The 11,253-nt window shown below is 59.1% G+C and carries 12 protein-coding genes; 3 read left to right on the top strand and 9 right to left on the bottom strand.

Going from position 1 to position 11,253, the window contains the following annotated elements; translation table 11 throughout:
- Positions 1-137 precede the first annotated feature (137 nt).
- Complete coding sequence (gene cfaB, locus FQ187_RS04430) at positions 138-1,322, top strand: C17 cyclopropane fatty acid synthase CfaB (protein ID WP_149628555.1); 1,185 nt, start codon at positions 138-140, stop codon at positions 1,320-1,322.
- Here the strand turns inward: cfaB and cls are convergent.
- Positions 1,319-2,758, bottom strand: a complete 1,440-nt coding sequence (gene cls, locus FQ187_RS04425; RefSeq protein WP_149628554.1) for a cardiolipin synthase — start codon at positions 2,756-2,758, stop codon at positions 1,319-1,321. The genes cfaB and cls overlap by 4 nt on opposite strands.
- A 131-nt stretch (positions 2,759-2,889) precedes the next feature.
- On the opposite strand from cls, the gene FQ187_RS04420 reads away from it, so the two are divergent.
- A complete protein-coding gene (locus FQ187_RS04420) occupies positions 2,890-3,411 on the top strand; it encodes a DUF3617 domain-containing protein (RefSeq protein ID WP_149628553.1) in 522 nt (173 codons plus the stop codon).
- Positions 3,412-3,434: 23 nt separating this feature from the next.
- On the opposite strand, the gene FQ187_RS04415 is transcribed toward FQ187_RS04420, so the two are convergent.
- Genes FQ187_RS04415 through folE2 form a run of 7 tightly spaced genes read right to left on the bottom strand, consistent with a single transcriptional unit; the run spans position 3,435 to position 9,545 of the window.
- Positions 3,435-4,316 (bottom strand): His/Gly/Thr/Pro-type tRNA ligase C-terminal domain-containing protein, encoded by an 882-nt coding sequence (locus FQ187_RS04415; RefSeq protein ID WP_149628552.1) that lies wholly within the window; start codon positions 4,314-4,316, stop codon positions 3,435-3,437.
- Between the two features lie 17 nt (positions 4,317-4,333).
- Positions 4,334-5,671, bottom strand: coding sequence for a dihydroorotase (locus FQ187_RS04410; RefSeq protein WP_149628551.1), 1,338 nt, complete (start codon positions 5,669-5,671; stop codon positions 4,334-4,336).
- Positions 5,672-5,673: 2 nt separating this feature from the next.
- A complete protein-coding gene (locus FQ187_RS04405; RefSeq protein WP_149628550.1) occupies positions 5,674-6,234 on the bottom strand; it encodes a DapH/DapD/GlmU-related protein in 561 nt (186 codons plus the stop codon).
- On the bottom strand, positions 6,231-7,106 hold the full coding sequence (locus FQ187_RS04400; RefSeq protein ID WP_149628549.1) for a metal ABC transporter substrate-binding protein: 876 nt from the start codon (positions 7,104-7,106) through the stop codon (positions 6,231-6,233). Before FQ187_RS04400 ends, FQ187_RS04405 begins: the two co-directional genes overlap by 4 nt.
- Positions 7,107-7,117: 11 nt before the next feature.
- Positions 7,118-7,984, bottom strand: a complete 867-nt coding sequence (locus tag FQ187_RS04395) for a metal ABC transporter permease (protein ID WP_149628548.1) — start codon at positions 7,982-7,984, stop codon at positions 7,118-7,120.
- Positions 7,984-8,652: a metal ABC transporter ATP-binding protein gene (locus tag FQ187_RS04390; RefSeq protein ID WP_149628547.1), complete on the bottom strand. Its 669-nt coding sequence runs from the start codon at positions 8,650-8,652 to the stop codon at positions 7,984-7,986. The genes FQ187_RS04395 and FQ187_RS04390 overlap by 1 nt, the downstream gene beginning before the upstream one ends.
- The gene (gene folE2 / locus FQ187_RS04385; protein ID WP_149628546.1) at positions 8,649-9,545 is read right to left on the bottom strand and encodes a GTP cyclohydrolase FolE2; all 897 of its coding nucleotides are present in this window, start codon (positions 9,543-9,545) and stop codon (positions 8,649-8,651) included. Before folE2 ends, FQ187_RS04390 begins: the two co-directional genes overlap by 4 nt.
- Before the next feature lie 86 nt (positions 9,546-9,631).
- On the opposite strand from folE2, the gene FQ187_RS04380 reads away from it, so the two are divergent.
- A complete protein-coding gene (locus tag FQ187_RS04380; RefSeq protein ID WP_149628545.1) occupies positions 9,632-10,828 on the top strand; it encodes an N-acetylmuramoyl-L-alanine amidase in 1,197 nt (398 codons plus the stop codon).
- Here the strand turns inward: FQ187_RS04380 and FQ187_RS04375 are convergent.
- Entirely contained in the window at positions 10,825-11,202 is a 378-nt protein-coding gene (locus tag FQ187_RS04375; RefSeq protein ID WP_149628544.1) for a glutamine synthetase, read from the bottom strand. The two genes, FQ187_RS04380 and FQ187_RS04375, sit on opposite strands and share 4 nt — an antisense overlap.
- Positions 11,203-11,253: the final 51 nt, after the last annotated feature.

Below are 11,253 nucleotides of genomic sequence, written 5' to 3'. Positions count from 1 at the left end.
GGGCAATCACTTTTGTGAATTCGCGACGGTTGGTTCGAGCGTTACGAATCATAGAATGGGCTATTAGTTCGATAGCCAGCTATTTTTCAAGGATGGACTACCCTCACATCAGACGTCTGAAACAAGAGGGTCTATCCATGCTCGCGCATCTTCCTCCGGCCTTACAGAATCTGCAGTTACCGCTACGCCTGCGACTCTGGGACGGCCATGAATTCAACCTGGGGCCGACGCCTAGCGTCACAATTGTGGTCAAGGACCCACAAATGGTTACCCAGTTCACTCATCCAAGCCTGGACGCGCTCGGAGCGGCGTTTGTCGAAGGCAAACTTGAGCTGGAAGGTTCCATCAGTGAGGTGATTCGCGTCTGTGATGAATGGAGCCAGGCGTTGCTTGGAGACCAGGATAGTCAGCCAGTGCGCACCGCTCACGACAAGGAGACCGACGCCAAAGCGATTTCCTACCACTACGACCTTTCCAACGCGTTTTATCAGCTGTGGCTCGACAGTGACATGGCGTATTCCTGCGCCTATTTCGAGACCGGTAGCGAAACGCTGGAACAAGCCCAACAAGCCAAATTCCGCCACCTGTGCCGCAAGCTGCGGTTGCAACCAGGCGAATACCTGCTGGATGTCGGTTGCGGTTGGGGCGGATTGGCTCGCTATGCCGCCCGGGAGTTTGGCGCGAAGGTGTTCGGGATCACACTCAGTAAAGAGCAATTGGAACTTGCCCGTGAACGGGTGACGGCCGAAGGCCTGGACGATCTGGTCGAACTGCAACTGCTCGACTACCGCGACCTGCCTCAGGACGGTCGCTTCGACAAAGTGGTCAGTGTCGGCATGTTCGAACACGTTGGCCACGCCAATCTGGCCGAGTACTGCAAAACCTTGTTCGGTGCGGTTAAAGAGGGTGGCCTGGTGATGAACCAGGGGATCACCGCCAAGCACATCGATGGCCGTCCGGTGGGGCGCGGTGTCGGTGAATTCATCGAGAAGTATGTGTTCCCCAATGGCGAGCTGCCGCATCTGTCGATGATCTCTGCCGAGATCAGCGAAGCAGGGCTGGAGATCGTCGACGTCGAGAGTCTGCGCCTGCACTACGCGCGTACCCTGGACCACTGGAGCGAACGCCTGGAAGACAATCTGGAAGCGGCTTCCCGGCTGGTGCCAGAGCAGGCCTTACGGATCTGGCGGTTGTACCTGGCGGGATGCGCTTACGCGTTCGCCAAGGGCTGGATCAATCTGCACCAGATTCTCGCGGTGAAAGCCCACCCCGATGGCAGCCATGAACTGCCCTGGACTCGCGACGATATCTATACACCTTAAAGAATCGGTGAAATAAGCCGGGCGATCCGCATGCCGACCTGCTGCAGGTGGCGGGTCTCCCGGCTTTCTTCTTTGGCGATCTCGTGCGCTTGGGCGAAGTCATCGATGAGCATCTGTTCTACTTCGGCGGCAAACGCGCTGTCGACCGTCAACAACATCACTTCAAAATTCAGCCGGAACGAACGGTTGTCCAGATTGGCACTGCCAATGGCGCTGATTTCGCTGTCGATCAACACCACTTTCTGATGCAGGAATCCCGGCTCGTAGCGGAACACCCGCACGCCGGCGCGCACGGCTTCGAAGGCATAAAGGCTTGAGGCGGCGTAGACGATCCGGTGGTCCGGTCGCGAGGGCAGCAGCAGCCGCACATCCACGCCTCGCAGAACCGCCAGCCTTAACGCCGCGAAAACGGCTTCGTCGGGGATGAAATAAGGGCTGGTGATCCACACCCGCTCGGTTGCCGCATGGATGGCTTCGACGAAGAATAACGAACAGGTTTCGTAGGAATCCGCCGGACCGCTGGCGAGCAATTGGCAGAGCACGCCGTCGTCCTGGTAAACGTCCGGCAGGATCAGCGGGGGTAACGACCGCGCTGCCCAGAACCAGTCTTCGGCGAAAGACTCTTGCATGCAGGCCACCACCGGCCCGCGTACTTGCACATGGGTATCGCGCCACGGCGCCAGGGGTGGTTTCTCGCCCATATATTCGTCGCCGACGTTGTGTCCACCGACGAAGCCCAGTACTCCATCAACCACCACAATCTTGCGGTGGTTGCGGAAGTTGATCTGGAAGCGGTTGAGCCAGCCGCTACGGGATGCAAAGGCTTTGACCTCGACGCCGGCATCGCGCAGCGGCTGCACGTAACTGTGAGGCAGGGAATGGCTGCCGATGCGGTCGTACAATAAATAAACCGCCACGCCTTCGGCGGCTTTCTGCAGCAGCAAGGTTTGCAGGCGTTGGCCGAGGCGATCGTCGTGGATGATGAAAAACTGAATCAGCACCGCTTCCTTCGCGTTGCTGATGGCGTCAAAAATGGCGTTGAAGGTGGCCTGGCCGTCGATCAGCAAACGCACTTCGTTGTTCGCCAGGCACGGCATGCGCCCCAGTTTCGGCATGGCCCTCAAGGACGCGTAAGCACTAGAGGCGCGAGCGGTCAGCGCCTCTTCTACCCAAGGGCGCCAGTTGAGCTCGGAGATTGCCTTGCGCATTTCTTCGTTGGCCTGGCGCCGAGCGTTGATGTAGCCATCGAAGGTACTGCGGCCGAAGACTAGATAGGGGATGAGCGTGAGATAGGGAATAAACAGCAACGAGAGGGCCCAGGCGATCGATCCCTGGGCGGTCCGGACGGTGAGCACGGCGTGGATGGCAGCGATCAGGCCCAACGTATGAAGCAGTGCAATCATGTAGCCGAAAATATGCGGTCCAAAGTAATCCATGGGGCAGCCTTGCTCCTGAAGATTCAATGCTTAACAGACCATGTTCCGTGCAGAATGTCGCTATTTAATTGGCCCATGAACCGAAGCCACTGGCTGACGTCTAACGGCCACAACTGATCAGGAGTTACTCGATGAACGTTCGTCTGCTGGGTTTGGCCATGGCTATTGGTTTGTCACTTCCTGTGGCCGCTCAGGCGCAGATGCTGCAGCCCGGCTTGTGGGAATTGACCACAAGCAACATGAAGGTCGATGACCAGAATCTCCCGGATTTGCAGCTGATCCTTGGCCAGTTGCAGGGCCAGATGACCCCGGCACAGCGTGCGCAGCTGGAGAAGCAGGGCATCACCATGGGCGGCAAAGGGATTCGGGCTTGCTTGACGCCGGAACAGGTGAAGACTGACGACATTCCGCTGACCGATCCACAGTCGGGCTGCAAGCAGGAAATCACTGACCGCAGCGGGAATCAGTGGAAATTCCGCTTCAGCTGTCCGAAAGCGCAGGGCACTGGTGTCGCCACTTTCCTCAGTGATCGTGAGTTCACCACTAAGGTTAATGGCACGTTCAACGCCACCGGCATTCAGCAGAAGGGCAGCCTCGATAGTCGCGCCGTGTGGTTGGGGCAGGATTGCGGGACCGTTAAGCCAAGAGCTTAAAAGTCCGCCAGCAGGCCCGCGCCCTACATGACTGTGTGGGAGCGGGTCTGATTCAACCACTCACACACCGTCTCAACACCCATCCTCCCGAAGTCTTCACCTGTGCGGCTCCGCACACTGACAAACCCACCTTCTTTTTCTTTCTCCCCGATCACCACCAGATAGGGCACGTGCTGACTGTGCTCGCGAATCTTTTGGCGGACTTTCTCGTGACGCAGATCCGCACGGGCGCGCACGCCGCTTCGACGCAATGCCTCGGTCACCGACTGCGCGTAATCCGCCTGACGTTCGTCCATGCTGACGATCATGACGTGCGGCGGTGTCCGCCAGTTTTCCAGCTCCTGTTGGCAGGACCAGCACGTACCGTAAATCCGTTGCGGCAACGTACCGCTGATGTGGTCGAGGGTGAACGCTTGCAGCACTCTGGTCGCGGGGACATGCGGGCCAGCGGTCGTAGATTCGACGTTCCCCAGGCGGTACAGCGGCGTCTTTCCTTGACGGCGAATCGAGTGATTGGTCGCTGCCAGAACCTGCATGCGAGCCTCGATCAGTGGCAAGTCTGTCTGCAGTAGGGGACGGTCGGCAGAAAACGCCTGAAAGAACCCGTCGCCCAGCGCCGCTCCTGCGTGCAGTTGCACCTGTGGATGGAGTTTTTTCACGGCCATGGCCAGCATCAGTGCACAGGAGCGTCGCAGGATCTCCAGCCCATCGGGCTCTTGAGGCGTGACGATGCTGACCCGGGCATCGGCCTCGATCATGAACTCACAGTCCACCAAGATGCCGTCCACCCGACCTGCGACTGCTGCTTTTGCCAGCCCGGGTCCGATACTCGCGGCGAGTTCGTACACCGACAGTGGCTGGTCGTATTCACGCAATGAACCATCGTTCAGGGTGATGTGAATCATGTCGGTGCTCTCGAGTGCTAGCGCATAAACCGTAGTGGTAAACCCTGACAGTTGTCATTAAGACGTTTGTCGTACCAGGCAATTTGCCCCGACACGATCGTGGTGCTGACGCTGTGGCGAAAACGCTGTCGGACAAAAGGCGTCCAGCCGCATTGAGACAGGATCGGCTGCTGGGAAACGGCGACGCCGCCGGGTTCGGGTTTGATCAGAACGAGGTCTGCCCAATAGCCTTCGCGCAGATAACCGCGGTCGGGAATGGCGAACAGATCGGCGACCCGGTGACTGGTCTTGGCCACGAGTGTAGTGATCGGCAACACTTCATCCGCGACCAATTCCAGCAGCGCGGGCAGGGCATGTTGCACCAATGGCAAACCGGAAGGCGCCTGACTGTACGGCCGCTGTTTTTCAGCCCAGGTGTGAGGCGCGTGATCGCTGCCGATCACGTCGAGCCGATGGCTCAGCAATGCTTCGCGCAAGGCATCGCGGTCGGCCTGGGTTTTGATCGCCGGGTTGCACTTGATCAGGTTGCCGAGGCTCGGGTAGTCCCGGTCATCGAACAGCAGGTGGTGCAGGCAGACTTCGGCGGTGATGCGTTTCTGGGCGAGCGGCTTGTCTTCGAACAACGCCAGTTCGCGGGCGGTGGTCAGGTGCAGAACGTGCAAACGGGTGCCGTGACGCCTGGCGAGGTCCACGGCCATTGAGGAGGAGCGAAAGCAAGCCTCGGCGTTGCGGATCAGCGGGTGGGCCGCAGCTGTGAGGTGTTCGCCGAACAAGTCACGCAGGTTCGCAGCATTGGCGTCGATGCTGGGCGTGTGCTCGCAGTGGGCCAACAAAATGGTCGGCACCTCGGCGAATAGCCGCTCCAGAATCTGTGGGTCATCGACCAGCATGTTGCCGGTCGAAGCGCCCATGAACACTTTGACGCCGGCTACTTCACAGGGATTTAGCCTGGCGACGGTGTCGAGATTGTCGTTGCTCACGCCGAAGTGAAAGCCGTAATTGGCGACGGAGTTGATCGCCGCTCGACGCTTTTTGTCGGCCAGTGCGCGGAGGGTCAGGGTTGCCGGATTGGTGTTGGGCATGTCCATGAAGCTGGTGATTCCACCGACTACCGCAGCCCGCGATTCGGTGTAGAAACTGCCCTTGTCTGGCGAGCCTGGATCGCGGAAGTGCACTTGGTCGTCGATCATTCCGGGCAGCAGCCATTGCCCTTGTGCATCGATTTCCACGTCGGCATTTTCACCGTGGATGCTGCTGGCGATCTTCACGATTCGCCCGTTACTCACCAACAGATCACCGTCAAACTCCCGACCTTCGTTCACCAGCCGGGCATTGCGAATCAGCACGCTGCTCATGGTCAGAACTCGTTCTGCAGGGCTTTGTAGCCGCGTACCAGATCGACGTTGGTACGCGCCACGTCCTCGGAAAACTCCGAGGCGCTGACGCTCACCGGTGGGAATTGCGACAGATCTGTCTTCGGGCCGATGCGGGTGGTGGAGGGCACATAGAAGTCTTCGGGCAAGTCGCGACCATCGACCACCGAGTTGTGCCGCACCACACAGCCGTCACCGACTACGCAGTTGAACAGCACGCTGTTGAACCCGATAAACACCCGGTCGCCAACCGTGCACGGACCATGAACGATCGAGCGGTGGGCGATCGAACTGAACTCGCCGATGGTCACCGCCGCCCCGGACTTGGAGTGGATCACCACGCCATCCTGGATGTTCGAGTTGGCGCCGATGGTGATCGGCTCCATCTCGCCTGAGGCATCCACTTCGTCGGCACGAATCACCGCGTAAGGACCGACGAAGACGTTCTCGCCGATCACTACTTTGCCGCAGATGATGGCGGTTTTATCCACGTAGGCAGATTCCGCTATCACCGGCAAATCACCTGAAGGATTCTTGCGGATCATGGCTTGCTCAACGCGTTGTAGAGGGTGTTCAGGTTGTACTCGAACAACCCGACGAAGGTGCTGGCCGGACCGGTAGCCGCGAGGGCGTCGGAGTACAACGTGCCACCGATGTGCGCGCCGCTTTCATCGGCAATCTGCTTGAGCAGGCGTGCATCCTTGATGTTTTCCATGAACACCGCTTTGACCTTGGCCTGGCGAATCTGGGTGATCAGTGCAGCGACTTCAGCGGCTGACGGTTCGCGTTCAGTGGACAGGCCTTGAGGGGCCATGAAGTCGATACCGTAAGCCTGACCGAGATAACCGAAGGCATCATGGGACGTCACGATTTTGCGATTGCTCGGTGGCAGCGAGCCGAGTTTTGCCTTGGCTTCGGCGAGCAGCGCGTAGATCTGTTTTAGGTAGGCCTGGCTGTTGCGTTCGTAGTCGGCTTTGTTCGTCGGGTCGGCGACGATCAGTGCCTTGGTGATGTTGCTGATATACAGCTCAGCGTTCGCCAGATTGTGCCAAGCGTGCGGGTCGGGAATCGTCTCGCCATCTTCATCCAGGGAGCGCGGAATGATGCCGTGGCTCGCGCTGATCACTGGCGCTTTGGTCTCGGTGCTGGTCACCAGTCGGTCCAGCCATGGCTCGAAACCCAGGCCGTTTTTGATGATGAGTTTGGCTTTGAGCAACGCCTTGGCGTCGTCAGGTGTCGGCTCGTACGTGTGAGCATCGGCATCCGCGACGACCATGTTGGTAATCTGGATATGGTCGCCGCCGACTTGATGGGTCATGTCGGCGAGGATGCTGAAACTGGTGACTACCTGAAGTTTTTCCGCAGCAGACAGCGACATCGACAGCAGCAAACTGAACAGCACGAGTAAAACGCGCATCGGGTAACACCTCATTGGGATGTGAGCAAAGGCGGGCGGCGCAGCAAACCATGCACCGGCCCGAACACCACGGACAGCAGATAAAAACCGCCAGCCACCAGCACGATCGCCGGGCCACTGGGCAGCGAGTAGTAGAACGACAGCAACAATCCGAGCCACACCGAGAGGCAGCCGAGCAGGGCGGCGATGGCTATTAACACAGGCAAGCGACGGCTCCAGAAGCGCGACGCGGCGGCGGGCAACATCATCAAACCGACGACCATCAGCGCGCCGATGGCTTGAAAACCGATCACCAGATTTAGCACCACCAGGGTTAGAAATACGCCGTGCGCCAAGGGACCAAGTCGGCTGACGGTTTGCAGAAAGAGTGGGTCGAGGGTGTCCAGCAACAGCGGTTTGTAGATGAACGCCATGGCGATCAGGCTGAAGCCGGAGACCCAGAGCATGCCAGTCAACGTCGGGCCATCGACCGCCAGCGCCGAACCAAACAACAGGTGCAACAGGTCCAGACGTTTGCCGGCAATGCCGAGGATCAGCACACCGCAGGCAAGGGAGATCGGGTAGATCGCGGCGAGGCTGGCGTCTTCTCGCAGGCCGGTGCGACGGGTGATCCAGGCGGCGAGTCCGGCCATGCCGAGACCGGCACCGAGGCCGCCGACGGTCAGCGCCGGCAGACTCAATCCGGCGAACCAGAAGCCCAATGCGGCCCCCGGCAGAATGCCGTGAGCCACCGCGTCGCCGATCAAACTCATGCGGCGCAGGATCAGAAACACGCCCAATGGTGCGGTGCTGCATGCCAGAACCAACCCGCCAAGAAGCGCTCGGCGCATGAACACGAACTCGTGGAACGGTTGCCAAAGATGAGCGGCAGCGAGCATCAGGCCACCCGCGCTTGCGGCTGTTGATGGATCAGATCAACGCTCGACCCGAGGACGCAGCCGGTGCTTTTGATCAGCAACGTTTGAGGAATGTGTTGGCGAACGGCGGCCAGGTCATGGCACACGATCAGCTGGGTTCGGCCTTCGGCATGCCAGGCGTGGATGTGTTTCCAGAGCAGTGCCTGACCGAGCTCGTCGAGGGCGGCGTGGGGTTCGTCGAGCAATAGCAATGGTGCATCGGCGAGGCTCAAACGGGCGAGCAGGGAACGCTGTAATTCGCCGCCGGACAAAGCCATCAATGGGCGCTGTTCCAGTCCGCTCAGACACCAGTTTTCCAGCACAGCTTTGAGGCGTTGTCTGCGTATCTCGGGAGACTGCGTGCTACCCCAGAAACCGGCGGCCACTAACTCTTGCAGGCTGATGGGGAATTGGCGATCCAGGTGTTGTTGCTGTGGAAGGAACGAGAGGCTGCCCTTGCGTGGAACATCCAGGATGACTTTGCCGGTCAGCGGTTTTTGCAAACCAGCGATGACTTTCAGCAGGCTGCTTTTTCCCGAACCGTTCGCACCGATGACGGCGGTGAGACTTCCTTTGGCCAGTTCGAAATCCACGGGTGGAGTCAGTGGCTGGCCGGGTGCACCCCAACGCAAGGCTTGGCAACGGATCATGCGGCCTCCCAATTCCAGCGGCTTTCGGCGACGGCATCGTGGGCGTGGAGGCTTTCCGCGTGGACGACTCGTAAGTGGAAGGCGTTGATGCCGGGGGAGCGTTTCAGAGCCAGGTTCAAACGTCGGGCGGCGTCTTCGCAGAACATCAGGTTTTGACCGTTGGCCAACGCGAAGGCTTGTTCGTCGGCGCGTTTTACGGCGGTTTGTACGGCGGTGCCGAGGGCTGCTTCGGCGTCGTTGATGATCGCGATCAGCGGTAAGTCATCCAGATAGTCGTCCAGTCGAAGCCGCATTTTTGCATTGCTCCGTTGGCTGTGAGGCGTTGCGACGATGCCTTTTGTGGAGCCGAGCCAAGTCAACACATCGGCATGTTGCAGCGGTTTGTTGGCGAAGTCATCGACGAATTGCTGCTGAATCAGCTGTCGGGAAAGTGCGGCCGAACACGGACAGGTCGAGGAATAAGGCACGTCGATTTTTAGTTCCACGTGGAACATCGCGTTTTTCAAACGTGCTTCGATGCTCACTGGATAGGTTTTCCAGCCGGCCAATGGACTGACCAGCGCCGGTCTTTTTAGCAGTAAATCGGTGTGAATTTTTAAGTACGCGCTGTTGGACAGACCTTCATGAGTCTCGAGAAAACTTTGCAAAACTTTCCGCAACAAGGCGGGTGTCAGATTTTCTTGCTCGAGCATTTCCAGCGCCAAGTACAGCCGCGACATATGAATCCCGCGCGCCTCTCCATCATCGAGGCTAACGCCGGCGTCGGCTTTTGCACTCAGTCGTTGACCATCGAACAAAACAGGAAGAGCAATGCCGCACATGCCCACCCAGTCGAGTGGCAGGGCTTGGCGTGAGGCCTGCGCGGCGATATCCGGCAGAGTCAGCGCATTCATGAGCAGGTCCATCGTGGGAGTCGATTCTGTATGTTATGTTATTACATTAAAATCAACCATGCCTTTTTCATGAACAGGCTTTCATCATGCACAGACGTCACTTGTTGAACCTGATCCTGGCCAGCGCGGCCTTTGCTTTACCCTTTGGCGTTTCGGCCACGCAGATTCGCAATGCGCGGCTCTGGCGTTCGGATGACAAGCTGCGTTTGGTGTTCGATCTGAGTGGGCCGGTGCAATACAAGACGTTTTCCCTGAGCGCTCCCGAACGGCTGATCATCGATCTGAGAGGCGCCAACCTCAGTGGCGACTTTAGTCAGTTGGCGCTCAGCAACACTGTGATTCGCTCGATCCGCTCCGGACAATTTGGTCAGGGTGATACGCGTATCGTCCTTGACCTCAACGGTCCGGTGCAGCTCGCCAGTTTTTTGCTGCCACCACAGGACGGTCAGGGCCATCGACTGGTACTCGATCTGAAGACGGCTGCGCCGTTACAAATGGCGGCCGCGCCCCAGGCGCCCATCGACAAGGCACACCCCAAGCGCGACATCATCGTCGTGGTCGACCCCGGTCACGGCGGCAAAGACCCCGGTGCGGTCGGCGCCAAAGGTGAGCGTGAGAAAGACGTGGTGCTGTCCATCGCCCAGCTATTGGCCAAACGGCTGAAACGCGAGAAGGGCTTCGACGTGAAACTGGTGCGCAACGACGACTTCTTCGTCCCGTTGCGCAAGCGTGTGGAGATCGCTCGCAAGCACAACGCCGACATGTTCATCTCGGTGCATGCCGATGCCGCACCGCGTCTCACCGCGTCAGGCGCTTCGGTCTACTGCTTGTCCGAGGGTGGAGCAACCTCGGCGACGGCGCGCTTCATGGCGCAACGTGAGAACGGCGCAGACCTGCTGGGCGCTACCAGCCTGCTCAATCTCAAGGACAAGGACCCGATGCTCGCCGGGGTGATTCTCGACATGTCGATGAACGCGACCATCGCCGCCAGTTTGCAGCTGGGCAGCACTGTGCTCGGCAGTCTGGCGGGCATCACCACATTGCATCAGAAGCGCGTGGAACAAGCGGGATTTGCGGTGCTGAAGTCGCCGGATGTGCCGTCGATCCTGGTGGAAACCGGCTTCATCTCCAACGCTCGTGACAGTCAGCGACTGGTCACCGCGCGCCACCAGCAGGCCGTAGCCGATGGCTTGTTCGAGGGATTACAGCGCTACTTCCAGAAAAGTCCGCCGGTAAACAGTTACATCGCTTGGCAGCAAGAGCAGAAGAAATCCCAGGCCTAACATCCTGTAATTCGGCTACAGGTGAACTTGCCACTGCTGCCACCGGAACTGGAAAACCGATTGATCGTGGTCCAGCCGACGCGACGGTTGTAGCCGACCCAGGCCTCGCCATCGGAAGCAAGCCCGGTGAAGAACGTGAGTTGTCCGTAGCGACTGTTGGTCTGCGCCCAATGGCGTTTTCCGGTCGCTTCGAACCCCCGCAGATAGATCGTACTTCCGACGGTGTTGACGCTGTAGGCGTTGCCGTCGCCATCCACGCAGGCCAGCAGATTGGCGCTTCGGGTGCATTTGGCCAGGCTCGGGATTTGCGCCCAGGCGTCGACAGCGACCAGCAGCGAAAAGCTCATCAGCATTATTTTCAGGGCTACACGCATAGGATTTCTCACGGACCGAACGGGCTCGAGCATCGCGCTCTTTGTCATCGT

This window comes from Pseudomonas sp. ANT_J28 (genome assembly GCF_008370005.1).
In the GTDB taxonomy this organism is placed as follows: domain Bacteria; phylum Pseudomonadota; class Gammaproteobacteria; order Pseudomonadales; family Pseudomonadaceae; genus Aquipseudomonas; species Aquipseudomonas frigoris.
The sequence above is the reverse complement of the archived record's forward strand: the minus strand, read 5'-3'. Positions and strand labels throughout refer to the sequence as shown.